Source organism: Rhodococcus sp. MEB032 (assembly GCF_030208925.1).
GTDB classification, from domain to species: Bacteria; Actinomycetota; Actinomycetes; order Mycobacteriales; family Mycobacteriaceae; genus Rhodococcus_F; species Rhodococcus_F qingshengii.
The window spans coordinates 24,629-47,455 of record NZ_JARVSY010000024.1; the positions used below are offsets into that span (position 1 = coordinate 24,629).

Annotated in this window: 23 protein-coding genes; 10 read left to right on the forward strand and 13 right to left on the reverse strand. The window is 62.7% G+C overall.

Going from position 1 to position 22,827, the window contains the following annotated elements:
- Window positions 1-3: 3 nt before the first annotated feature.
- Together QRN54_RS22140 and QRN54_RS22145 are read right to left on the reverse strand one after the other, a co-directional pair.
- Window positions 4-855, reverse strand: coding sequence for an SDR family oxidoreductase (locus QRN54_RS22140; protein WP_285183089.1), 852 nt, complete (start codon window positions 853-855; stop codon window positions 4-6).
- Window positions 856-957: 102 nt separating this feature from the next.
- Window positions 958-1,701: a GntR family transcriptional regulator gene (locus tag QRN54_RS22145; protein ID WP_007734901.1), complete on the reverse strand. Its 744-nt coding sequence runs from the start codon at window positions 1,699-1,701 to the stop codon at window positions 958-960.
- 96 nt (window positions 1,702-1,797) lie between these two features.
- On the opposite strand from QRN54_RS22145, the gene QRN54_RS22150 reads away from it, so the two are divergent.
- Genes QRN54_RS22150 through QRN54_RS22175 form a run of 6 tightly spaced genes read left to right on the forward strand, consistent with a single transcriptional unit; the run spans window position 1,798 to window position 7,540 of the window.
- Window positions 1,798-2,925 (forward strand): TIGR03364 family FAD-dependent oxidoreductase, encoded by a 1,128-nt coding sequence (locus QRN54_RS22150; protein ID WP_214514391.1) that lies wholly within the window; start codon window positions 1,798-1,800, stop codon window positions 2,923-2,925.
- 25 nt (window positions 2,926-2,950) lie between these two features.
- Window positions 2,951-3,628, forward strand: coding sequence for a phosphonatase-like hydrolase (locus QRN54_RS22155; protein ID WP_285183090.1), 678 nt, complete (start codon window positions 2,951-2,953; stop codon window positions 3,626-3,628).
- A gap of 25 nt (window positions 3,629-3,653) precedes the next feature.
- Window positions 3,654-4,703, forward strand: a complete 1,050-nt coding sequence (locus QRN54_RS22160; RefSeq protein WP_285183091.1) for a 2-aminoethylphosphonate ABC transporter substrate-binding protein — start codon at window positions 3,654-3,656, stop codon at window positions 4,701-4,703.
- 2 nt (window positions 4,704-4,705) lie between these two features.
- Entirely contained in the window at window positions 4,706-5,881 is a 1,176-nt protein-coding gene (locus QRN54_RS22165) for an ABC transporter ATP-binding protein (protein ID WP_285183092.1), read from the forward strand.
- Entirely contained in the window at window positions 5,878-6,780 is a 903-nt protein-coding gene (locus QRN54_RS22170; protein WP_042924412.1) for a 2-aminoethylphosphonate ABC transporter permease subunit, read from the forward strand. The genes QRN54_RS22165 and QRN54_RS22170 overlap by 4 nt, the downstream gene beginning before the upstream one ends.
- Entirely contained in the window at window positions 6,755-7,540 is a 786-nt protein-coding gene (locus QRN54_RS22175; RefSeq protein WP_003942733.1) for an ABC transporter permease, read from the forward strand. The genes QRN54_RS22170 and QRN54_RS22175 overlap by 26 nt, the downstream gene beginning before the upstream one ends.
- A 56-nt stretch (window positions 7,541-7,596) precedes the next feature.
- Here the strand turns inward: QRN54_RS22175 and QRN54_RS22180 are convergent, their stop codons facing one another.
- The gene (locus QRN54_RS22180) at window positions 7,597-9,219 is read right to left on the reverse strand and encodes an AMP-binding protein (RefSeq protein WP_042450797.1); all 1,623 of its coding nucleotides are present in this window, start codon (window positions 9,217-9,219) and stop codon (window positions 7,597-7,599) included.
- 178 nt (window positions 9,220-9,397) lie between these two features.
- Here QRN54_RS22180 and QRN54_RS22185 point away from each other — a divergent pair, with 178 nt between their 5' ends.
- The gene (locus QRN54_RS22185; protein WP_042450799.1) at window positions 9,398-10,207 is read left to right on the forward strand and encodes a LuxR C-terminal-related transcriptional regulator; all 810 of its coding nucleotides are present in this window, start codon (window positions 9,398-9,400) and stop codon (window positions 10,205-10,207) included.
- A 4-nt stretch (window positions 10,208-10,211) separates the two neighbouring features.
- On the opposite strand, the gene QRN54_RS22190 is transcribed toward QRN54_RS22185, so the two are convergent.
- The 5 genes from QRN54_RS22190 to dxr all read right to left on the reverse strand — a co-directional run bounded on the left by QRN54_RS22190 (window position 10,212) and on the right by dxr (window position 16,665).
- On the reverse strand, window positions 10,212-12,026 hold the full coding sequence (locus tag QRN54_RS22190) for a penicillin-binding transpeptidase domain-containing protein (RefSeq protein ID WP_042450801.1): 1,815 nt from the start codon (window positions 12,024-12,026) through the stop codon (window positions 10,212-10,214).
- Between the two features lie 69 nt (window positions 12,027-12,095).
- Window positions 12,096-12,932, reverse strand: coding sequence for a GNAT family N-acetyltransferase (locus QRN54_RS22195; RefSeq protein ID WP_003942692.1), 837 nt, complete (start codon window positions 12,930-12,932; stop codon window positions 12,096-12,098).
- A gap of 111 nt (window positions 12,933-13,043) precedes the next feature.
- The gene (gene ispG / locus QRN54_RS22200) at window positions 13,044-14,201 is read right to left on the reverse strand and encodes a flavodoxin-dependent (E)-4-hydroxy-3-methylbut-2-enyl-diphosphate synthase (RefSeq protein WP_007734888.1); all 1,158 of its coding nucleotides are present in this window, start codon (window positions 14,199-14,201) and stop codon (window positions 13,044-13,046) included.
- A gap of 87 nt (window positions 14,202-14,288) precedes the next feature.
- A complete protein-coding gene (locus QRN54_RS22205; protein WP_030535658.1) occupies window positions 14,289-15,500 on the reverse strand; it encodes a M50 family metallopeptidase in 1,212 nt (403 codons plus the stop codon).
- A gap of 7 nt (window positions 15,501-15,507) precedes the next feature.
- The gene (dxr, locus tag QRN54_RS22210; RefSeq protein ID WP_030535659.1) at window positions 15,508-16,665 is read right to left on the reverse strand and encodes a 1-deoxy-D-xylulose-5-phosphate reductoisomerase; all 1,158 of its coding nucleotides are present in this window, start codon (window positions 16,663-16,665) and stop codon (window positions 15,508-15,510) included.
- Window positions 16,666-16,785: 120 nt separating this feature from the next.
- Here dxr and QRN54_RS22215 point away from each other — a divergent pair, with 120 nt between their 5' ends.
- Complete coding sequence (locus tag QRN54_RS22215) at window positions 16,786-17,055, forward strand: DUF2631 domain-containing protein (RefSeq protein WP_003942762.1); 270 nt, start codon at window positions 16,786-16,788, stop codon at window positions 17,053-17,055.
- 78 nt (window positions 17,056-17,133) lie between these two features.
- Here the strand turns inward: QRN54_RS22215 and rlmN are convergent, their stop codons facing one another.
- On the reverse strand, window positions 17,134-18,243 hold the full coding sequence (rlmN, locus tag QRN54_RS22220) for a dual-specificity RNA methyltransferase RlmN (RefSeq protein ID WP_003942816.1): 1,110 nt from the start codon (window positions 18,241-18,243) through the stop codon (window positions 17,134-17,136).
- Window positions 18,244-18,345: 102 nt separating this feature from the next.
- Here rlmN and QRN54_RS22225 point away from each other — a divergent pair, with 102 nt between their 5' ends.
- Together QRN54_RS22225 and QRN54_RS22230 are read left to right on the forward strand one after the other, a co-directional pair.
- Window positions 18,346-18,756: a LapA family protein gene (locus QRN54_RS22225; RefSeq protein ID WP_073512295.1), complete on the forward strand. Its 411-nt coding sequence runs from the start codon at window positions 18,346-18,348 to the stop codon at window positions 18,754-18,756.
- Between the two features lie 95 nt (window positions 18,757-18,851).
- The gene (locus QRN54_RS22230; RefSeq protein ID WP_030535660.1) at window positions 18,852-19,694 is read left to right on the forward strand and encodes an HpcH/HpaI aldolase/citrate lyase family protein; all 843 of its coding nucleotides are present in this window, start codon (window positions 18,852-18,854) and stop codon (window positions 19,692-19,694) included.
- A gap of 79 nt (window positions 19,695-19,773) precedes the next feature.
- Here the strand turns inward: QRN54_RS22230 and QRN54_RS22235 are convergent, their stop codons facing one another.
- Genes QRN54_RS22235 through pyrH form a run of 4 tightly spaced genes read right to left on the reverse strand, consistent with a single transcriptional unit; the run spans window position 19,774 to window position 22,783 of the window.
- Window positions 19,774-20,502 carry a class I SAM-dependent methyltransferase gene (locus QRN54_RS22235; protein WP_054827408.1) on the reverse strand — a complete coding sequence of 243 codons (729 nt, stop codon included), beginning with the start codon at window positions 20,500-20,502 and terminating at the stop codon, window positions 19,774-19,776.
- 6 nt (window positions 20,503-20,508) lie between these two features.
- On the reverse strand, window positions 20,509-21,405 hold the full coding sequence (locus QRN54_RS22240; RefSeq protein WP_003942673.1) for a phosphatidate cytidylyltransferase: 897 nt from the start codon (window positions 21,403-21,405) through the stop codon (window positions 20,509-20,511).
- A gap of 48 nt (window positions 21,406-21,453) precedes the next feature.
- Entirely contained in the window at window positions 21,454-22,011 is a 558-nt protein-coding gene (frr, locus tag QRN54_RS22245) for a ribosome recycling factor (RefSeq protein ID WP_003942777.1), read from the reverse strand.
- Window positions 22,012-22,054: 43 nt separating this feature from the next.
- Window positions 22,055-22,783, reverse strand: coding sequence for a UMP kinase (gene pyrH, locus QRN54_RS22250; protein ID WP_003942722.1), 729 nt, complete (start codon window positions 22,781-22,783; stop codon window positions 22,055-22,057).
- Window positions 22,784-22,827: the final 44 nt, after the last annotated feature.

Genomic DNA, 22,827 nt, shown 5'->3' on the forward strand with positions numbered 1-22,827 from the left:
GGATCAGGTCGTCACGTCCACGTGGGCAAGCGACGAGGACAAACCGCGATGGGCTTCAACTTGATCGAGTAGTTGGTGGGCTTTCTGCTCAACCACGGACACTGCATCGGCACCGGCGACCCAACGACGTGGGGGTAGCGGCGAATCGACAAGTGCCACAAGTGCCGCGGCAAGTTTCACCGGATCCCCGCCCTGGGCACCGTTCATACTCTTCCACGCTTCGACGGTCTCGTCAGTCCGAGCGTCGTAATCGTCTATCGACAATTCCGGCCAGACCGACGACGCACCCTCGACAAGCAGTTCGGTCCGGAAGAATCCCGGCTCCACGATCATCGTCCCGATTCCGTACGGTTCGACATCGAATTGCAATGATTCCATCCAACCCTCCAGCGCAAACTTCGACGCCGCGTAGGCTGCGCAAAACTCCTGACCAACCAGGCCCGCAAGCGAGCTGACAGTCACGACACGTCCACTCCGTTGCCTACGCATTACCGGCAACACCGCCCGTGTCACATTGATCGGCCCGAAAAAGTTGGTCTCCATCTGAGCGCGAAGTTGCGCCGGACTGACAACCTCGAAGAACCCGGCGTAGAAGTTTCCGGCGTTGTTCACCAGTACATCGATTCCACCAAATCGTGCAACTGCCGTGTCCACCGCGGCATATGCGGCTTGTTCGTCGGTGATGTCCAAGGCAATCACCAACAGGTCGTCATGCGCACCGATCGCTGCAGAAACACGGTCCGCATCACGCCCCGTTGCCACCACCGCGTGCCCGGCGGCAAGAGCAGCCTGAGCAATATCGACTCCCATCCCCCGGCCTGCGCCGGTTACGAACCAGACCTTCTTGTCACCCATGTTCACTGTCCTCCCGTTTGATGGAGTCCAGTACAGAACAAATTCCACGGGCCTGGGAGTGCCTATCGTTCCCGGTAACAGCAGACCCCCTCGACGCCCCTCCTACTCGCGAAGAGTCGTCAAGAAGGCAATACGGTCACCACGGTAGAGCGAACGAACGCGCTCGATCGGCACACCATCCGGGTCGACAGACGTCCGGTGTAATAGAAGCATCGGCATCGAGGTGGTGGACTCGACGAGGGTTGCCTCCCGCGGTGAAGCGAGCACCGTCTCGATCCGTTCGGTTGCGGAGGCAAAGACCACGCCGATGGAACGGATAGCCGCGTACAGCGACGTCGTCGCATCGAAAGCGTCGAGCATCTCACCGAACCTGCTGTCCGGCAAGAACGTTGATTCGAGTCCGATCTTCTCTCCGTCGGCGAAGAGAACACGCTCGAGGTGAACGACGCTGTCACCTGGTTCGATACCCAATTCCGTGGCGAGACCGTCGTCGGCCGACATTCGTTCGAAGGTCACAACCTTACGACTGGGTACTCGCCCAGCGCTCAGAGCACCTTCGGTATAGGAACGAATCGATAGCGGCTGAACCAACTTCGGACTCGCGACGACAGTGCCCCGCCCCCGCCGCTCGATTCGCCCTTCGACAAGAAGATCACGAAGCGCTTGACGGACCGTCTCGCGAGCGACTGTGAACCGCGCCGCCAATTCCCGCTCGGACGGGACTGCGTCGCCCTCCTCGAGCCCACTGAGAATGGTCTCGATCTCGGTGCGCACCCGGTAGTACTTCAACTCCGGTTCGATCACGACGCTCGAGGTCCCCGGCCCGGTGGACGTCTGCTGATTCATGGCGCAAGCGTACAAGAATTCGGTCTATACCAATTGTTAACCTGGAGTTCGTCTCGATTCCCCCTATTGGTCTAGACCAAACGTCACTATTTCTACATGCGAATTTTGATTGTGGGCGGAGGGATCCTCGGAACGGCGCACGCCGACGAGGCAATCCGTCGGGGACACGACGTCATCCATCTCGAACGTGAGCCCGAAGCCCGCGGTGCCACGGTACGGAACTTCGGCCTCGTCTGGGTATCCGGGCGAGCCCCGCACGAACTCGAAGCTGCGCTGCGCTCGCGCGAACTGTGGGCAGACCTTGCCGCCCGTGTCCCCGGCGTCGGATACCGCCCAGCCGGCTCCATCACCCTCATGCGCACCGAGGAGGAGGTCGCGGTCGCGCAGGAAGCGTTCTCTCGGCCGGACGCCGACAACCGAGGGTTCGCGGTTCTGGATCCCGACGCCGTTCGCGTCGTCAACCCCGCGCTCCGGGGCAAGTTTCTCGGCGGACTGCACTGCACGCTGGACGCCGCTGTCGAGTCACGGCAAGCGCTCCCCGCCATCCGTTCTTACCTCGAATCCACCGGCCGTTACACTTTCCACGCCGGAACGGAAGCCCGCGAGATCACGACGACCACCTCCGGCGCACACATCCGCGACGACCACGGTCGCAGCTTCGACGCCGATCTCGTGATCGTCTGCCCCGGAGCGACACTCGGCGGATTGGCTCGCGATCTCGCCGGCGATCTCCCGTTGCGCCGTGTGCGCCTGCAGATGATGCAGAGCGCCCCACTCGGCGAAAAGCTCACCACCGCAATCGCTGACGGTGACAGCTTCCGCTACTACCCCGGTTTCGCCGGATCTGCCCTCGATCACCTCCGCACAGTGCAGCCGCAGGAACCGACTGCCGAGGAACACCGCATGCAACTCCTGTGCGTGCAGCGCTTGCACGGCGGGCTGACCATCGGCGACACCCACGAATACGAGGAACCCTTCGACTTCGATGTCGACGAGGCGCCCTATCGCCATCTGTCCGGAGTCGTGGAAACACTTCTGGGACGCGATCTTCCGCCAATCGTCAAGCGTTGGGCGGGCGTCTACAGCCAGTGCATCGACCCCTCACAACTTGTTCACCGCGCACAAGCCGCCGACAACGTCTGGGTGGTTGCCGGCCCCGGTGGCCGCGGTATGACGCTCGGCCCGGCACTGGCGGAACAAACCGCCGACCAGCTCGGTCTCTGAATCCTTCCGACAAGAAAGACTTCTCATGTCTCCGATCACCCTTGCCGTTCTCGACATGGCCGGCACCACCGTCGCCGACGACGGACTGGTTCTTCGCGCCTTCGCTGCCGCCGCTGAAGCCGGCGGACTGCCCGCCGAAGGCCCGGAAGCCGACGCCGCTCGCCAGTACGTCCTCGACACGATGGGCCAGTCGAAGATCGTCGTGTTCCGGGCGATCTTCGGTGACGAAGACCGCGCCCAGGCCGCGAACGCCGCCTTCGAAACCACGTACGACTCCCTCATCGACCAGGGCCTGGCCGAGCCGATCCCCGGCGCCGAGAAAGCCATCACCACTTTGCGCGAGGCCGGCATCAAAGTTGCCTTGACCACCGGGTTCAGCCGATCGACCCAGGACAAACTCCTCGTCGCGCTCGGCTGGAAAACCCTCGCCGATCTCACCCTCTCCCCTGCCGAGGCCGGTCGCGGTCGACCGTACCCCGACCTGATTCTGACTGCCCTGCTCAAACTTTCGATCGACGACGTCCGCCAGATCGCCGTACTCGGCGACACGTCCAACGACGTGCTCAGCGGCATTCGTTCCGGCGCATCCATCGTCGCCGGAACTCTGACCGGCGCACACGACGAGCAACAGCTTCGCGACGCCGGAGCCACCCACATCGTCCCGTCCGTGACGGAGTTCGCCGAACTCCTCACCCACTCCTGATCTCACCTCCGAAAAAGGAATCGTCATGCGTCTACGCCCGAGCATCGCTGCGGCCGCTCTCGCCGTGTCCGTCCTTTCGTTCACCACTGCCTGCGGTGGCACCGGCACTGCTGCCGGATCAGATACCGAGACCGTCACCGTCTACAGCGCCGACGGTCTGTCCGGTTGGTACAAGGGAAGATTCGACGCCTTCACCGCGCAGACCGGTATCGCCGTCAACCTCGTGGAAGCCGGATCCGGCGAGGTCGTCTCCCGCGTCGAAAAGGAGCAGTCCAACCCACAGGCAGACGTGATCATTACGCTGCCCCCGTTCATCCAGAAGGCCGACGCCCAAGGTCTGCTCGAGCCCAGCGGAATCGACACCTCCGCCGTTCCTGCCGGAGACAAGGACGACGCCGGCAAGTACGTGCCCGTCGTCGAGAATTACCTCTCGTTCATCGCCAATCCGACTGCATCACCCGCCCCACAATCTTGGGACGATCTGCTCACTGACCAGTTCAAGGGCAAGTTGCAGTACTCCACGCCCGGCCAGGCCGGCGACGGTACCGCGGTGCTCTTGCTGCTCCAGCACCTGATGGGTAAGGAAGGAGCACTCGACTACCTCGGAAAGCTCCAGGCCAACAATGTCGGGCCGTCGTCCTCCACCGGAAAGCTCCAGCCCAAGGTCAGTAACGGAGAGCTGCTGGTCGCCAACGGTGACGTCCAGATGAACCTCGCCTCCATCGCCGACGACGGATCGAAGTTCGACATCTTCTTCCCCACTGGAGCCGACGGCACTCGCACCACCATTGCACTGCCCTACGTGATGGGCCTCGCCAAGAGCGCACCGAGCAGCGAACAAGCCAAGAAGTTGATGGAGTTCCTGCTCTCCGCAGAATCCCAGAAGACCGTCGCCACCGATGCACTCGGCGTATCGGTCCGCGAGGACGTCCGAAGCGCTGCCGGTGAATCCACCGACAAGAACACGCCTTCCGGAGTTCTGCAGGGCGTCAACGTGTGGACCCCGAACTGGAACGACGTCCTCAGCTCGCTCGACGCCGACATCGCCGCTTACCAGAAAGCCACCGGGAGCTGATCATGGCAAGAACCAGACTGGGGCGGACGCTCCCCGAGACCGTCGGTGTTCACGGAGCGATCGAACATTCTGCTCCGGCCATCACCTTCGATCGCGTCAACGTCGCCTACGGCCGCGGGAAGACCGCAACCCATGCACTCGTCGATTTCAATCTGCGAGTGGCGCCGGGTGAAACTGTGGCACTGCTGGGGCCCAGTGGATCCGGCAAGTCGACCGCCCTGAAGGCCCTCGCGGGATTTGTCCGCCCCACGTCCGGTTCCGTCAAGCTCGGCACCCGAGACATCACCAATCTGCCTCCCGCACAACGCGGTATCGGCGTCGTCGTCCAGTCGTACACTCTCTTCCCGCACATGCGTGTATCCGAAAACGTAGCCTTCGGACTCCGAGCCCATCGCGTGCCGCGGTCGGAGATCGGCCCTCGCGTGGCCGAAGCCCTGGACATGGTCGGGATGTCGGCGTACGGAAAGCGGCTTCCCCGTGAACTTTCCGGCGGTCAACAGCAGCGAATCGCCATTGCCCGAGCGTTGGCAATTCGCCCTGGAGTACTCCTCCTCGACGAACCGTTGGCCGCCCTGGATGCTCAACTTCGCGAGAGCATGCTCGGCGAACTGGCGAGACTGCGGGGAGCACTACCTGACACAGCCATGCTCTACGTGACGCACGATCAGAGTGAAGCCCTGGCGCTCGCAGACCGAATCGCAGTGATGCGCAACGCCAGACTCGCGGACATCGACACCGCTGAGGCCTTGTGGAAACGTCCGCCGTCCAGCTTCACCGCGGCGTTCCTCGGGGGTGCCAACCTGCTGCCCTGCACCGTCACACGCGTCATCGGCACCTCCGCGCTGGTCTCGATCGGTGGCACGCCATTCACTGCTCACGCCCCGCAGCCCGAGATCGGGCACATCGAATGGGAGTCCGACATGGACGCCTACCTGTGTGTTCGTCCACATGCGGTAGGCGTAAGCGGCGTCGGCACACGAGGATCATTCCCGGCGCGCATCGTCTCGAGCGTCTGGCGCGGTTCCACGACGCGTCTGACGCTGGCTGTATGTGGCCTCGACGATGTCCGCGTCGACGCGGATGTTCCAGGGCACGACGAACGACCGGTCGACACCGAAGTGGGTGTCGTCCTGCCCACGGACGGCAGTGTCCTGGTTCCGGCGGATCGCCACCCATGACGACAACCCTGGAACGCCCCGAAACCGCTGCGCCCCAGCACAAAGACCCGATCCCGTGGCGCCGGATCGGCTGGACGCTGCCACCACTGCTTCTTGTCCTCGTGTTTGCTGTCTATCCCACCGCACGTGTCCTCACGGAATCTCTGAGCACCGCAGATGGCACCGGGTTGTCCACGTGGTCTTCGGTGCTCGGTTCGGAACTGTTCAGAACCGCGCTCTGGCGGACCATCCAAATCGCCGTGGCGTCGACCCTGGGTTGCCTGATCCTGGGCACCTTCCTCGCCTTGGTGCTTGCCTTCGTTCCGTTCGCCGGATCCAAGGTGGTGGGGCGATTGATCGACACGGTGCTCGCCCTGCCGTCTTTCCTGATCACGCTGGCGTTCACGTTCCTGTACGGGACAGCCGGCGCCGTCAACGCCTTGATCGTCCGCATCACCGGCGATGCGAGCGGCCCACTGAATTTCCTCAACACTCCGTTCGGTGTGATCGCGGCCGAAATCACTTTCTTCACACCCTTTGTCGTGCGTCCGCTATTGGCAGCGTTCACCCAGATTCCGCGTGAACAACTCGACGTGGCAGCCAGTCTCGGCGCGTCACCCGTCCGAGTTCTGCGACAGGTGGTGATGCCGGAAGCGTGGCCGGCCCTCCTGGCCGGTGGATCGCTCGTACTTCTGATGACACTGAATGAATTCGGCATCGTGCTCTTCACCGGAGCAAAAGACGTCGTAACTCTTCCGGTCCTCATCTACACCCGCGGCATTGTCACCTTCGACTTGCCCGGCGCAGCAGTGATCGCGACGGTCCAGGTCGCACTCTCACTCGGCCTGTACTGCCTCTACCGATTCACCTTCAACAGATTGATGGGAGGCAGCCGTGCTGCTGTGGACACGAAGCTCTAGGGCCCTCGTACTCGGATTCTTCACCCTGGTCGTCGCGGTGGTTTTCGTCGCGCCCATCGCCACCGTCGTCGCGGCTGCCTTGGCCGGATCGTGGACCGGTCCACTCCCGTCGAATCTCGGCGGCAAGAACTTCTCCACGGCGCTGTCCGACGAGAACTTCGCCAGCCTGATCGTCAGTTTGCAGACTGCATTCATCGCGGGGGCATTGGCATTGATCGTCGGAACGTGGGCCGCGCTGGCCTCGCGTGAGGCACCGATGTGGCTGCGGCGCATCACCGATGCCGTATTCCATTTACCGATTGCGGTTCCGTCGGTCGCGATCGGCTTGGGTCTGCTCATCACTTTCAACGAGCGCCCGCTACTGCTCGGCGGCACCAAGTGGATCGTGATTCTCGCTCACACGGTTTTGGTGCTTGCCTTTGCCTTCAGTTCCGTATCGGCCGCGCTCGAACGGCTCGATCCCGCCTACCGTCAAGCTGCCGAATCACTCGGCGCCGGCCCGGTGCGGGTGCTGACACGGGTAACGCTACCGCTGCTGCTCCCAGCGTTGGGTGCGGCCGCCGGGCTTTCCATCGCACTGTCGATGGGTGAGTTGGGCGCAACGGTCATGGTCTACCCGGCGACATGGAAGACCTTGCCGGTCAGCATCTTCGGACTCACCGACCGTGGCCAGGTATTTCTTGCCGCAGCAAATACGACACTGCTGCTTGCAGTCACCCTGGTCGCCCTCATGGTGGTCGGCAGAATTCGTCGGCGCTGACCTTGCTGTGCGCCTTTATTAACCGCCGGGGGTTAATAAAGGCGCACAGCAGGGGTTTATCCCTTCCGCAAGATGTACCGCTGAACCTTCCCACTCGGGGTCTTGGGCAGGTTCGGAACAAAGTGCACCGTGCGCGGGTACGCGTGCGCGGCGAACTTCTTCTTCACCAGGGTTTGCAGTTCCTTCTCGAGTTCGTCGTCACCGTCGACACCTTCGCGAAGTACGACGAACGCTTCGAGGACCTCACCGCGCAACTCGTCGGGCATGCCCACCACGGCGGCCTCGATGACGTGCTCGTGCATGACCAGCACGCTCTCGACGTCGAAGGGACCGATGCGGTAGCCCGCCATGATGATGACGTCGTCGTCGCGCGAGGAGAAGAAGAAGAATCCGTCCTCGTCCGTCATTCCCGCATCACCGGTGATGTACCAGCGGCCGTCTTCGCTGAATCGCTGCTTCGTCTTCTCCGGCGCATCGACGTACCCGGTGAACCACATCAACGGGCTGTTGTGAGTATCGATCGCCACGCGGCCCTGAGTGCGGGCCGGTGCAATGTCATCCGAATTGTCTTCCAGCACAGCGGCAGACCAACCCGGCAACGGACGACCCATGGATCCGGGACGGACATCGTCGCGAAGTCCGTCGGCCCAGGCGTTGACGATGAACATGCCGTGCTCGGTCTGGCCGTAGTGATCACGGACCTCGACGCCCAACGAGTTCTTCGACCACGCAACAACATCCGGAGTCAAGGGCTCACCGGCCGAGGAAGCGCGGCGCAGCGAGATGCCTTCCGGAACGGGAGCCTTGTCGGCACGCAGACTGCGGTAGACGGTCGGAGCGGCGGCAAAATTGGTGACACCGAACTTCTCGATGATCTGCCACGTCAGCGGCGCGGAGAATCCGGCGTGCAGCAGAAGGCTTCGCGTGCCAGCGGCAAGCGGGCCGAGCAACGCGTAGTACAGCCCGTACGCCCAGCCCGGGTCTGCGGCGTTCCAGAACACGTCGTCCTCTCGGACGTCGAGGCCGAACTCCTGGTAGGCGTGGAACGAGGCGAGCGCGCGCACCGGAACCGGCACGCCCTTGGGTGTTCCCGTGGTGCCACTGGTGAACAACTGCACCATCGGTGCGTTGCCGCCGACTGCCTGAGCAGCGCCCTTCGCGTCTTCGGCATCCTGAGCTGCGACAAGTGCGTCGAAGTCCAACTCGTCACCGGCCGCGCCGCCCGCGACGATGACCTGCCACGCTGCGTCGGCGGGGATGTCCTCTCCCGGCGCGAGCTTCTCGAGCTGATTGGCGTCGGAAATGACCACCTTCGCGCCGCTGGCCGTCAAGCGGAAAGCGATGGCCGGCGAAGCGAACGCCGTGAACAAGGGCACGTGGACTGCTCCGCGGCGCCAGATTCCGAGGAGCGCGACCACCAGGTCCGCAGACTTACCCATCAAGGTCGCGACGTTGTCACCCGGCTCGACTCCGAGGTCGGCCAGAGCTGCCGCGAAACGCGCGGACTGCTCACGTAGATGACCGTAAGTGAGGTCCACCGAGCTAAGGTCTGCCTCGACGACGGTGAATGCAACGCCATCCGCGGGATGCCGATCGCAGAGCAATTCTGCGGCGCTGGCATGCGGGGTGTCGTACTGGTCCAGCAGCTCGCGCACCCGTGCGGTGGGATCGGTGCTCATCAACTTGCTCCTTATCGATCGTCGTATGGTTGGCCCGACCGGTTACGTTGGTGGCTCGTCATACGTACTGTTCACCCCCTATGATCTAGCTCACAAGAGAACTTCACTACCCCCAGAAAGGGGTACCTGCGTGAACCGACATGCTTCGTCACTTCTGCGCCCCCGCGACGGGGACGCAATGCGAGGTGAACTCCGCACAATCGCAGCTCAGGGCGTTGTTCCCGTGCTGTTCGGAGGCGAGGTCCAGGACGGAACCCTGCACCTGAGCGAATTCGTCGGCACCCGCACCAACAACCTCAAGGGCTTGGCCATCCCGCCGCGCTCGGGCATGGGCGGACGCGTCGTAGCCCAGGGTTCACCGATCACCGTCAACGATTACGGCAATTCGCAGTCCATCACTCATCACTTCGACCGTCCTGTTCTCAGCGAGGGCCTGCATTCGATCATCGCCGTTCCGGTCATGGTTTCGGGAAAATCGCGCGCTGTGCTCTACGCCGCGATCCGCGATTCCGCTCCGTTGGGTGACCGCACAGCAGACGTCATGGTCGGCGCATCCCGGCGTCTCGGGATGGAGTTCGCCATCCGCGACGAAGTCGATCGTCGCCTGCAACTACTGCAGGCCGCCGCCGCGACTACCGCCGACGGTATGTCTTCGGAAGAGATCCGCGGAGTCCACGCCGAACTACGCAGTGTCGCCCAGACCGTCACCGACACCGACTTGCAGACCAAACTCCGCGGACTCTCCCAGCGTTTGGCCAACCTGCTGCGTCCCACCGCCGACGCCGAATCCGACGTCACGCTCACCCCGCGTGAAGTGGATGTTCTCTCTCAGGTCGCACTCGGCTGCACCAACATCGAAGCCGGCCAACGGCTTTCCCTTCGCCCTGAAACAGTCAAGAGCTATCTGCGAAGCGCGATGGGAAAGCTGGACGCGAGCTCACGCCACGAAGCCGTGGTGACCGCCCGGAGGTTGGGACTGCTCCCCTGACGGGTCAGTAGCCTTCAGGTAGGGCGGTGAGCATGTCGCGGGTGACTGCGACGGCGTTGTCCGAACTTCCGCCCCGCACAACCAGAGTCGCGAAGGCCAGGTTCCCGCGATAGCCGACGAACCACGCGTGCGATCCCCCTTCGACCTCGGCTTCCCCGGTCTTGCCGTACACCTCACCCTGATCTTCGACGCGTTCTGCAGTACCGCTGGTGACCACGAGTCGCATCATTCCGCGCAGGCCGTCGACCATGGCGGGCGAGATCGCCGGGCGCTCACCGTCGATGGTGGTTTCGCGCCCTGAAATCAGTTGCGGCACCGGAGTCGAACCGTTCGCGACCGTCGCCGCTGCCATCGCCATTCCGAACGGACTGACCACGACCTTTCCCTGACCGAACCCGTCTTCGGTCCGCTGCACCAGGTCCGACGCCGGCGGCACCGAACCGGAATCGATCGGCAATCCCACCACGTTGTAGTCCTGGCCGATGCCGAACTGCGCTGCGGCAGTGGTCAACGTGTCTGGTTGCATCTCGCTGGCCAGCTTGGCGAAGGACGTGTTGCACGAACGCGCGAAGGCCGTTGCCATCGGCACCGTGCCGAGTGAGAACTCGTTGTAGTTGGGGACGCTGCGCTCACCGATCTCGATCCGGCCAGGACATGGCACCATCGTGTCGGGGGTCGCCTGACCGGTCGAAATTGCCGCGCCTGCCGTGATGATCTTGAACGTCGAACCGGGCGGGTACTGACCCATCGTCGCGACCGGTCCGTCGCGGTCTGCTGCCTTGTTCTGTGCGACAGCCAGGATCGCCCCACTCGACGGTTCGATGACCACCATCATCGCCTGATCCTTGTTCACGTTCACGGCACGCTGAGCAGCGATCTGAATGTTGCGGTCCAAACTGATACTGAACGACGGAACAGGTTGCGGCGCAGTCTCGGTCAGCACATCGGTGTCGACGCCGTTCTGGTTGACCGTGACGACACTCCAGCCGGCTTTGCCGTCGACCTCGTCGATGATCGTCTTCTTGATCTGCCCGAGAAGGTCAGGCGCGAACTCCGGGTCGGTCGACACGAGATCCGATTCGTCCGAGACAGATACTCCCGAGATGGCTCCCAGTTGCGCCGATACCTGGTCGTAGTCGTCACTGCGCAGGCGGGTCACCAGATAGTCGCCCTTGACGGCCGTCGAGGATTCGGCGATCGATTGACCCGTCAGCGAAGAATCGAACCGACCGAGAACACTTGCGAGATTGTTTGCGGAACCAATGATGTCGTTGCTCTTGGAGCGATCGAACTTCACTCGGTAGACAATTCCCGGCACCAGGACATCCGTGCCCGAATGCTCGTTGACCCGCGCTCGCGGCGCCGCGGTTGCCCGCAACGACATCGTCTGCTTGTCACCGAGGCGCGGGTGAACGTCCGTCGAACTCCACCGGACGGACCAGTCGCCGTCCTTGCGTCCCATCTGCAGCTCGCCGTCGTACGTCCACACGCGGTCTTTCGGAAGGTGCCACTCGTAGGTGTAGCCGACCGTCGCAGTGTCACCGTTCATCTTCACCGACGTGGTCTCGGCAGTCATCGACTCGGCCTGGAGCGCATCCCAGGTGTCACTCAATACAGGACCCGCGGAATCAGGCCGGTCCGTCAGTTTTGCTGCCTCGTCGATATCCCTGTCACCGAACGCACTCAGGAACTGCTGCGCGACGGGCTCGGGGCCGGCGGGTTTCGGAGTACACGAACTGATCCCCACCGCCAAGAAAATCACGGTGCAGGAGGCCAACAGTTGGGCCGAGCGACTACGAGAGAAATGCCGAGTGTTCATCGAGCCCCATAGTAGGGCGACAAATGCTCCACCCAGCGTAGGCGCGACCATTGCACGCAGCTTGTACGGTCAGTCGAGCAGCACCGTCGAGAAGGTCGCGACCTGTCGGAACCCCACCCGCGAATAGGTCGACCGCGCAATCGTATTGAAGCTGTTGACGTACAGGCTCGCAATGCGACCGGTCGCCATGATCGACTCCGCTACAGCCGCTGTACCGGTCACGCCGAAGCCCTGCCCACGAAATTCCGGGTTGACCCACACACCCTGGATCTGGCCACAGCGAGCAGACATCGAACCGACCTCCGCCTTGAAAACGACCTGGCCGTCCTCGATGTGCGCCCACGCTCGACCAGCGGCGATCAGGCTAGCGACACGGTGCCGGTATCCGCGCCCACCGTCGTTGGCACGCGGGTCGACTCCGACCTCTTCGATGAACATCGCGATCGCGGCAGGCAGATAGATCTCGAGTTCGTCCGAGCGAACCTGCCGGACCAGTGGATCCGACGGGCACGCCAGCGGCTCGGAAACCGCGAGCAACGGCTGTTCGGGGCGAACCTCCCGCGCAGTTCCCCAGTCGAGCTCGAGCATCTCCCACAGCGGCAACGCCAATTCGGCGCGGCCGACCACCGACGAGCACATGCGCGGAATCCGACAGGCACGGTCGGCGAATGCCCGAATGTCATCCGGATCGCCTCGAAGCGGAACCAGGTTCGCCCCGGCAAAGCACAGTGAGGACAACGGCCCGCCTCGACTCCACAGCTCGCCGTGAATCATTCGTGGGTCGACGCCGCATTCTTCGACGCGCGCGGCAATCATGCAGGCCGCCACCGGATCGGCGTCGAGTACCCGTCGGACGTCTTCGAGATCTCGACTTCCGACCTGCTTGGCTCCGAGGAGTTTGAGCATCCGTCAACCCCCTCGACTCGACTGCGCGTCCACGAATATCACTACCCGATCATGATGCACTCAGATTGCCACGAACCTGACACCGACGGGGAAGATTCATCCGGCAATCACTCAACTCACGGTGACGACCGGCGCACCCTCCGAGGCGTCACCCTCCATGCTTTCGGCAATTTTCATCGCCTCTTCGATCAACGTCTCGACGATCTGCGCCTCGGGCACCGTCTTGATGACCTTGCCCTTGACGAAGATCTGGCCCTTGCCGTTGCCGGACGCCACACCGAGGTCGGCCTCACGCGCTTCGCCCGGTCCGTTCACGACGCAACCCATGACTGCCACGCGCAGCGGGATCTCCATGCCTTCGAGGCCGGCGGAGACCTCGTCGGCGAGTGTGTAGACATCGACCTGTGCACGGCCACACGAGGGGCATGAGACGATCTCGAGCTTGCGGGGACGCAGGTTCAGAGACTGCAGAATCTGGTTACCGACCTTGATTTCCTCGGCCGGCGGGGCCGAGAGCGAAACCCGGATCGTGTCGCCGATACCCTCCGCGAGCAGCGCACCGAAGGCGACCGCGGACTTGATCGTGCCCTGAAACGCCGGCCCTGCCTCCGTGACGCCGAGGTGCAACGGGTAATCGCATTTGGCGGCGAGTTGGCGGTAAGCCTCGACCATGATCACCGGATCGTTGTGCTTGACGGAGATCTTGATGTCACCGAAGCCGTGCTCTTCGAACAACCCGGCCTCCCACAGCGCGGACTCGACCAACGCTTCGGGCGTCGCCTTGCCGTACTTCTCCATCAACCGAGGATCGAGCGATCCCGCGTTGACACCGATACGGATCGGAATGCCTGCGTCACCGGCAGCCTTGGCCACCTCTTTGACACGGCCGTCGAATTCCTTGATGTTGCCCGGATTGACGCGCACCGCAGCGCATCCCGCATCGATTGCCGCGAAGATGTAGCGCGGCTGGAAGTGGATGTCGGCGATAACCGGGATCTGGCTCTTCTTCGCAATGATCGACAACGCGTCCGCGTCTTCCTGACGCGGGCAGGCGACACGGACGATGTCGCAACCGGACGCGGTCAGTTCCGCGATCTGCTGCAGCGTTGCATTGACGTCGTGCGTCTTCGTGGTGCACATGGACTGCACCGAGATGGGGAAATCGCTGCCCACACCTACCGTGCCGACCTGCAGCTGCCGTGTCTTGCGTCGAGGAGCAAGAATCGCTGCGGGTGCCGAGGGCATTCCCAGTCCGATAGGGATGGTCACGTCTGTGCCTTCTTTCATAGCTTCACTGCAAGTTTAGCCGGGCGATCGCCGCACTACCGCGCGGCAACCGTCACCCTTCTCACACGGTCAGAAGATCTTGATCGGATTGACGATGTCAGCCGTGAGTGTCAGCAACATGAACGCGCCACCGATCACGATGAATACGTAAGTAATCGGAAGGAGTCGCGTGTAGTCGACCGGGCCGCCGGGAATCAAGCCTCGGCGGGCGCGGAACCAATCACGGATCTTCTCGTAGAAGACCACCGCGATGTGACCGCCGTCGAGCGGCAACAGCGGCAGGATGTTGAAAACACCGAGGAAGAAGTTGATCGATGCGAGCAGTCCGACGAACATCGGCCACTCGGCTCGATCTGCGGCCTCGCCACCGATCACGCTGGCACCGACCACGCTGATCGGTGTGTCCTGGGCGCGTTCGCCGCCCGTGATCGACTCCCACAGTGCCCCCACCTTCGACGGAATGTCAGCCAATGCCTTCACCGAGTCGACCATGATCTGGCCGGTGTAGTCGAAGGCTGCCGGAACAGCCGTGAGAGCGTTGTACTCGACCAGCGCCGAGCCCGGTCCACCGATTCCGACAGCGGATACTTCCTGCTTCACGGGAACGCCACTGGCCGAGTTCACATATCGCTGGACTCGTTCGGGCACGACCGTGATCGACAAGGCCTCTCCGTCGCGATCAACCGACAACACGATCGGACCATCCACACCTCGAATAGCTGCTGCCACCTCAGGGAAGGTGCTCGTCGACTTTCCGTCGACTGCGGTGATCCGATCTCCCGATTGCAGGCCCGCATCTCCCGCGGGGCCCCCACCCGAGCACTCTGTCAGCTCGAAGTTGCCGTCCTGGCCCAGCTGATCGGGGGCCACACAGGTGACCTCTTGGACCACTGGCTGAGCGGGCTCAGTTCGGCCCCAGCCGAGAAGCAATGCGTAGATCAGGAGGAACCCGAGAATGAAGTTCATCGCGATACCGCCGGACATGACGACGACGCGCTTCCACGCCGCCTTCTTGTACATCGCGTGCGGCTCTTCTTCAGGCGTCATCTCGTCGAGGGCCGTCATGCCCGCGATGTCGCAGAATCCGCCCAGCGGCAGCGCCTTGAGGCCGTACTCGGTCTCACCTCGACGGAACGAGAAGATCTTCGGTCCGAAGCCGATGTAGTAGCGGCGAACCTTCATTCCCAAAGCCTTGGCCGTCCACATGTGACCGGCTTCGTGCAGGGCGATGGACACGCCGATGCCGAGGGCAAACAGCACTACGCCCAGTGCAAAAACCATGAAAGCTCTAGCCCTCCTGCTTCACGAGCTGACGCGCTCGTGTGCGTGCCCAGCCGTCTGCGGCCAGAACGTCGTCCACGGTAACCGGTTCCGCGGACCATTGACCTGCATCGTCGAGAACAGCGGCCACCGTGCGGACGATCGCCGGGAAGGAAAGGACACCGTCGAGGAATGCCTGAGCCGCCACTTCGTTGGCCGCGTTGTAGATCGCGGTGAAGCAACCGCCGGATTTGCCCGCGCTTCGCGCCAGATCGACGGCGGGGAACACCGACGAATCGAGCGGCTCGAATTCCCAGGTGGAGGCGGTGGTGAAGTCGCATGCCGACGCAGCACCTTCGATGCGGTCCGGCCAGCCTAGAGCGAGAGCGATCGGGAGCTTCATGTCCGGCGGGCTTGCCTGCGCCAGCGTCGACCCGTCGAAGAAGGTGACCATGGAATGCACGATCGACTGCGGGTGCACGGTGACGTCGATGCGGTCGTAGTCGATCCCGAACAGCAGGTTCGTCTCGATCAGCTCGAGGCCCTTGTTGACCAGAGTTGCCGAATTGAGGGTGTTCATGGGCCCCATCGACCAGGTGGGGTGCGCTTTTGCCTGAGCTGGATTCACACTTTCGAGATCCTCGGCGCTCCAGCCACGGAACGGCCCACCCGAAGCGGTGAGAACCAACCGGGCCACCTCGTCGCCTGTTCCACCACGTAGGCACTGGGCAAGCGCCGAATGCTCCGAGTCGACCGGCACGATCTGACCGGGGGCGGCGGCTTTCGTCACCAGCGCTCCGCCGGCGACAAGCGATTCCTTGTTCGCCAGCGCCAGGCGCGCTCCCGAGTTCAAAGCCGCCAGTGTCGGTTCGAGTCCCAAAGAACCGACGAGCGCATTGAGGACAACATCGGCACCGCTGTCCCGAACCAGTTCCGTCACGGCGCTCGGTCCCGAACGGGCGGTTACCGATTCCAGCGCCGATGCCGCTGCAGGATCGGCGACGGCGACGTCCGTGACGCCGGTTGCACGAATCTGTTCGGCCAACAACTCGACGTTGTTGCCGCCCGCTGCAAGACCGACTACTTCGAAACGGTCGGGGTTGGCAGCGATGACCTCCAGCGCTTGGGTACCGATCGAACCGGTACTGCCGAGGAGGAGGACGCGGGTACGTGTGGTTTCCTGCACTCGCCCATTGTTCCTGATAACACCTGAGAACAACCTTATCGACGCCCAACTACGTGCGACAGGCAGTCGTATGTCACCATATTGGGCAGTAGTGCAACCGAATGAGCAGGAGGATCGACCGTGGCCGATACCCAGTTGGACGTCAAGTCCAGCGCCCCCGTCGTGGTCTCGCACGTCGATGAGGCCGAGGTTCCCTCTGCCGCATGGGGGTGGAGTGGTGAAGGACTCAAGTTTTTCCGTTTCCTCGGATGGTTCTTCGCAATATTCCTGCTTCTGATGATGATCGGAAACCATCACGGCAAGGTCGAGGATCTGTGGCTCATCGGCACCGCCGGATTGATGATCTTCATTCTGGTCCGCGACATCGTCATCCGTCGCCGCCCGCGCTAGAAACCTGACAAAGAGAAGGCCTCCACGAACGAAAGTTCGTGGAGGCCTTCTCTTTACGTGTTTCAGGCCTGGAACGCTTCAGTTCTCGGCTGCCAGCTGGCCACAGGCTGCGGCGATTTCCTGACCGCGCGTATCGCGCACCGTGCACGAGACGCCCTGGGCGATGACCCGACGCACGAACTCACGCTCGACGTCCTTGGGGCTCGCGTCCCACTCGCTGCCCGGAGTCGGGTTGAGCGGAATCAGGTTGACGTGCACCAACCCGCCAAGTGCTTTCTTCAGCTTCTTGCCCAGCATGTCCGCGCGCCACGGCTGATCGTTGACGTTCTTGATCATCGCGTACTCGATGGACACACGGCGACCGGTCTTGTCTGCGTAGTACCGGGCAGCCTGAAGTACCTCCGACACTGACCAGCGATTGTTGACCGGGACAAGAGTGTCGCGCAGTTCGTCGTCCGGTGTGTGCAGCGATACCGCCAGCGTGACGCTCAGGCCTTCGTCAGCGAGCTTGCGGATAGCGGGAGCGAGGCCGACGGTCGAGACCGTGACGGACCGCTGAGACAGGCCGAGGCCGTCGGGTGCAGGCGAGGTGATCCGTCGTACCGCTGCCACCACACGCTTGTAGTTCGCCAAAGGCTCGCCCATACCCATGAACACGACGTTCGAGAGGCGTCCGGGGCCGCCGGCGACTTCACCGTCGCGCATGGCGGCCGCTGCCTCGCGAACCTGATCGACGATCTCGGCGGTCGAGAGGTTGCGGTCGAGGCCGCCCTGACCCGTCGCACAGAACGGGCAGGCCATTCCGCAGCCTGCCTGACTCGAGATGCAAAGTGTTGCCCGGTCGGGATAGCGCATCAAGACGCTTTCGAGCAGCGTTCCGTCATGTGCCTTCCACAGGGTCTTGCGAGTGTCGCCCGAATCGCACGCGAGGTGCTTGATCGGGGTCAACAAGGTCGGGAACAGCGACTCCCCCACCTTCTCGCGCACCGATGCGGGGAGATCGGTCATCTTCTCCGGATCGGCTTCCAGCCGCGCGTAGTACTGACGCGCCAGCTGATCGGCCCGGAAAGCCGGAAGGCCGAGCTCTTTCACCGCTTCTTTGCGCTCGGCGGAATCGAGATCGGCGAGGTGCCGTGGAGGCATTCCGCGCTTGGGTGCAGTGAAAACGAGGGGAAGAGAGGCAGCCATAGTTACACCATTGTCCCATTGTTTTGGGGTGCTACCCCACTGCCACCCGATTGTGGCCGGATTACCCGTGCAACTTCGCGCAGGTTGAGTGATGATCATGTCATGTCAACCACACCAGAGGATCCGTCGAATTCCCCCGTGTACGGCCCAGCCGACGGTTTCGGCCCCGATCCGGAACTTCCGAAGGTGGACGAGAACAAGGCAGTGGAAAAACACGATCCGGAACCGACACCGACGCCTGAACCGGTGCCGACCGGAACGTCGGTCACCGACCGAACCAGAGCCGCCACGACCTGGGTTGGCCTGGTCATAGGTGCAATCGTGTTGATCTTACTGCTGGTGTTCATCCTGCAGAACCTCGAGAGCGTCTCCGTCAAGATCCTCGCCTGGCAGATCGACTTTCCGCTCGGAATCACGATCCTGCTTTCCGCCATCGCGGGCGCATTGATCATGGCGTTGGCAGGCGGCGTTCGCATCATTCAGATCCGGCGCGCAGCGAAGCGGCAGATGTGACTGAAATCTAGTTACGCAATTGGGTCGATCGATGGGCCAGCAGGCATCATTGATGTCGTGGAAATCACCGGAAAGGCCCTGATGTGACTACTCACATGGAGAGACCTGTGACCTCGCGAATTGCCCCGCAGCAGGCAAGATCCTGGCTCCTCGTCCCCGCGTCCAAACCGGACACCTTCGACGCCGCACTCGCGAGTGCGGCCGACGCCGTCATTCTCGACCTCGAGGATGCCGTCACCGCACCCAACAAACCAGCTGCCCGCCGCGATGTCGCCGCATTCCTGAGCGAACACAATCACGCCTGGGTTCGGATCAACGACGCCACGACACCGTTCTGGGAAGAGGATCTGGCCGTACTCGCGGGCCTCCCCGGACTCGAGGGTGTCATGCTCGCAAAGACCGAAAGCGGTCAGCAGGCCGACGCCACGGCCGAGCGACTTCCCGACGGCACCAAGATTCTTGCTCTCGTCGAATCCGCGGTGGGACTCGAGGCTGCGCCCGAGATCGCACGCACTGACGGCATCTTCCGTCTCGCATTCGGCAGCGGCGACTTCCGGCGCGACACTGGGATGGACGACTCCCCCACGTCGATGTCGTACCCGCGTTCGCGGCTCACCATCGCCAGCCGCGCGGCACGCATCGCTCCGCCGATCGACGGTCCCACGCTCGGCCCCGATCTGGATCTGCTCGCCCGAGACTGTGCGATCACCTTGTCACTCGGCATGGCCGGCAAACTCTGCATGACCACCGCGCAGACTGCCCCCGTCAACGCAGGACTGAGTCCCTCTGTAGCCGACGCGATCTGGGCTCAGAATGTCATCGACGATCTCGGCGAAGACGGCTCACGCGTGCGCGACGGCAGCGACTTGCCCAAGCTCGCCAAGGCGAAGAAGATTCACAAGCTCGCCACCCTGTTCCACATCCCCACCGATCACTGATTTTTTTACTACTGAATCGGTGCAGAAAACGTCAGGCGCTCAAGTCGGAGCGCCTGACGTTCGTCTTTTGAGCCCGCCTTCACGCAAGTTCGAGTGATCGTGGTTTGGACCGAACATGGATCCGGTATCGCACCGTGAAGCCCAATCCCGTTACTTGCGAGAACGCACGCTCGGCAGTCTTCTCGGTGAACTCGATTCCGAGTACCCGCCGCATATCGTCTCGATTCTCGAACTCCCACCGGGTCTCGACGCGCGTGAGCGAGAATCCTTGCGCCTCGAAGAACGCTTCGACCGCCGCGGGATCGTATTTGGGCAGATCCGCCCTCATCCACTCCCCGTACGGGCCGGCGCTCACATCGAGATCCACGATCAGCAAGACTCCCCCGGGCCTCAGGATGCGCATGGCCTCACGAATTCCCGGGCCGCAGCCTTTTCCGAAGAAGTACGCCGTACGGGCATGAACGAGATCGACTGAAGCATCCACCAGACCCGTGGACTCTGCTGAACCCTGGACTACGTCGATCGACGCCGAATCGCGGGTTCGTTCCCGCGCGGCCCTCACCAGCGGTGCGTGCGGCTCCACTCCGACAACACGACGGGCAGTACGAGCGAACTCCGGTAGATGGAACCCCGCCCCACAGCCGACATCGACGACATCGCGTCCAGACCAGTCGACCTGGGCTCGCATCGCGGCCCAGAGGGAACCGTCGACGTCCTGCGCACGGTTCTCGATTTCGTACACGTCCGGCCAATGCCAGATGTTCGGACTGGGGATCGGCTTGGAACGGCCTGAGAAGAAATCACGCACGAGAAATCAGACGAGTGCGTACAGAATCAGCCAGGTGACAAATGCCGACGGCAGGAGTGAATCCAGGCGGTCCATGATTCCGCCGTGGCCGGGAAGCAAGGTTCCCATGTCCTTGATGCCGAGTTCACGCTTGATCTGCGATTCGATCAGGTCGCCGACCGTCGCGACTACCACCAGGACGACACCGAGCAGGACGCCGATCATCGAATTCGCGTCGAGGATCAACGTCACCGAAAGCAAACTGCCGATGACGCAGAAAATGAGGGATCCGACGAATCCCTCCCAGGACTTCTTCGGGCTCACAGCGGGCACCATCGGATGCTTCCCGAACAGCACTCCAGCCGCGTAGCCGCCGATGTCGGAGCACACGACACCGATCATCAAGACGAAGACGCGACCGGGGCCGTCGTCTTCGAGCACCATCAACGCACCGAATGACGCCAACAGCGGGATCCACGCCAGAACGAACACCGTGATGGAGGTGTCTCGCAGGAAGTTCTTCGGGGTCGCTTTGAGCCCGTGGTCGAACAACCGCCACACCATGCACACCAGGACGGTTGCGGTGAATCCGCTGAGCACCCCGACCGGTCCCCACGGCCAGCCGAGCCAGATCGTGGCTTGCCCGCCGACGAGAAGGGGAATTCGCGGCACCTCGATGTCGGCTTCACGAAGCCGCGTGGTGACCTCCCACGTCGCGATGAACATCGCGATCGCAACGACTGCGATCCATCCCGGGGGGAGGAAGATCAAAGTGCCGATGACCAAGGCGCCGAGGCCAGCTCCGACGCCGATGGCGGCAGGTAGGTTCCTGCCCGCCTTCGACTTCGGCGGTTGCGCGCCCTCAGCGCCGCCCGTAGGCCCGTCCGTGACGGGACCACCGGCGGTTCCCTCTTGTGCGTGCACCCAAACTCCCTGATCTACTCCCGACGACAAACACTGCAAATGAGGAGGCTATACCTCCATCAACTCTGCTTCCTTGTGCTTGACGAGTTCCTCGACCGTGTGCACGTACTTCGCCGTGGTCTTGTCGAGTTCTTTCTCTGCGCGACCGACCTCGTCCTCGCCGGCTTCACCGTCCTTCTGGATCCGGCCGAGTTCGTCCATCGCCTTGCGGCGGATGTTGCGCAGCGTGACCTTCGAATCCTCGCCCTTGGACTTGGCCTGCTTCACCAGTTCACGTCGACGCTCTTCCGTGAGCTGCGGAACCGAAATGCGGATGATGCTGCCGTCGTTGGACGGGTTCACACCGAGATCCGAGTTGCGGATCGCCGTCTCGATCGCGTTGAGCTGCGAAGCCTCGTACGGCTTGACGATGACCATGCGGGCCTCGGGGACGTTGATGCTCGCGAGCTGCGTGATCGGCGTGATCGAACCGTAGTAGTCGATCACGATGCGCGAGAACATACCGGGGTTCGCGCGTCCGGTGCGAACCGAGCCGAGATCGTCCTTGGCTACCGTGACAGCCTTTTCCATCTTCTCTTCTGCCTCGAAGAGCGCTTCATCGATCACGGCTGTTCCTCCATGTTGTTCTGCATCATTTTTTGGGTGTCACTCACGACTTGATCAGGGTGCCGATCTTCTCACCGGACACCGCGCGAGCGATGTTTCCTTCGGTGAGGAGGTTGAACACCATCATCGGCATCGAGTTGTCCATGCACAGGCTGAATGCCGTCGCGTCCGCGACCTTGAGCTCACGTTCGATGACCTCACGGTGCGTGATCTGTTCGTACATCGTCGCGTCCGGGTCGAGACGCGGGTCGGCCGAGTAGACGCCGTCGACAGCCTTGGCCATCAGCACTACCTCGGCACCGATCTCCAGCGCGCGCTGCGCAGCAGTGGTGTCAGTCGAGAAGTAGGGCATACCCATCCCGGCACCGAAGATGACTACGCGCCCCTTCTCGAGGTGCCTGCGTGCGCGAAGGGGGAGGTACGGCTCGGCGACCTGGCCCATGGTGATGGCCGTCTGCACGCGAGAATCGACGCCCGCCTTCTCCAGGAAATCCTGCAGAGCGAGGCAGTTCATGACGGTGCCTAGCATGCCCATGTAGTCGGAGCGCGCGCGATCGAGGCCACGCTGCTGCAGTTCCGCCCCGCGGAAGAAGTTTCCGCCGCCGATGACCACTGCAACCTGTACGCCCGATCGAACGACCTCTGCGATCTGCTCAGCCACCTTGGTGACCACGTCGGGATCGAGACCGACTTTGCCGCCTCCGAACATTTCGCCGCCGAGTTTGAGCAGGACCCGCTTGAATCCTGGACGTTCGTTGGCTGGTTCGGACATTGTTCTCCTCAGTTCGATACAAGACCTTGTAGGTCCTTCATTCT

What these genes read in the sequence shown, in the direction of transcription:
- QRN54_RS22195 (WP_003942692.1), bottom strand. Translation starts at nt 12,932, where the DNA reads ATGCTCAAACTCCTCGGAGCCAAGCAGGTCGGAAGTCGAGATCTCGAA.
- QRN54_RS22205 (WP_030535658.1), bottom strand. Translation starts at nt 15,500, where the DNA reads ATGGTTTTTGCACTGGGCGTAGTGCTGTTTGCCCTCGGCATCGGCGTG.
- QRN54_RS22150 (WP_214514391.1), top strand. Translation starts at nt 1,798, where the DNA reads ATGCGAATTTTGATTGTGGGCGGAGGGATCCTCGGAACGGCGCACGCC.
- QRN54_RS22145 (WP_007734901.1), bottom strand. Translation starts at nt 1,701, where the DNA reads ATGAATCAGCAGACGTCCACCGGGCCGGGGACCTCGAGCGTCGTGATC.
- QRN54_RS22185 (WP_042450799.1), top strand. Translation starts at nt 9,398, where the DNA reads ATGCGAGGTGAACTCCGCACAATCGCAGCTCAGGGCGTTGTTCCCGTG.
- QRN54_RS22190 (WP_042450801.1), bottom strand. Translation starts at nt 12,026, where the DNA reads ATGAACACTCGGCATTTCTCTCGTAGTCGCTCGGCCCAACTGTTGGCC.
- pyrH (WP_003942722.1), bottom strand. Translation starts at nt 22,783, where the DNA reads ATGTCCGAACCAGCCAACGAACGTCCAGGATTCAAGCGGGTCCTGCTC.
- QRN54_RS22230 (WP_030535660.1), top strand. Translation starts at nt 18,852, where the DNA reads ATGGAGAGACCTGTGACCTCGCGAATTGCCCCGCAGCAGGCAAGATCC.
- QRN54_RS22160 (WP_285183091.1), top strand. Translation starts at nt 3,654, where the DNA reads ATGCGTCTACGCCCGAGCATCGCTGCGGCCGCTCTCGCCGTGTCCGTC.
- QRN54_RS22165 (WP_285183092.1), top strand. Translation starts at nt 4,706, where the DNA reads ATGGCAAGAACCAGACTGGGGCGGACGCTCCCCGAGACCGTCGGTGTT.
- rlmN (WP_003942816.1), bottom strand. Translation starts at nt 18,243, where the DNA reads ATGGCTGCCTCTCTTCCCCTCGTTTTCACTGCACCCAAGCGCGGAATG.
- QRN54_RS22170 (WP_042924412.1), top strand. Translation starts at nt 5,878, where the DNA reads ATGACGACAACCCTGGAACGCCCCGAAACCGCTGCGCCCCAGCACAAA.
- QRN54_RS22180 (WP_042450797.1), bottom strand. Translation starts at nt 9,219, where the DNA reads ATGAGCACCGATCCCACCGCACGGGTGCGCGAGCTGCTGGACCAGTAC.
- QRN54_RS22140 (WP_285183089.1), bottom strand. Translation starts at nt 855, where the DNA reads ATGGGTGACAAGAAGGTCTGGTTCGTAACCGGCGCAGGCCGGGGGATG.
- QRN54_RS22225 (WP_073512295.1), top strand. Translation starts at nt 18,346, where the DNA reads ATGTCAACCACACCAGAGGATCCGTCGAATTCCCCCGTGTACGGCCCA.
- QRN54_RS22155 (WP_285183090.1), top strand. Translation starts at nt 2,951, where the DNA reads ATGTCTCCGATCACCCTTGCCGTTCTCGACATGGCCGGCACCACCGTC.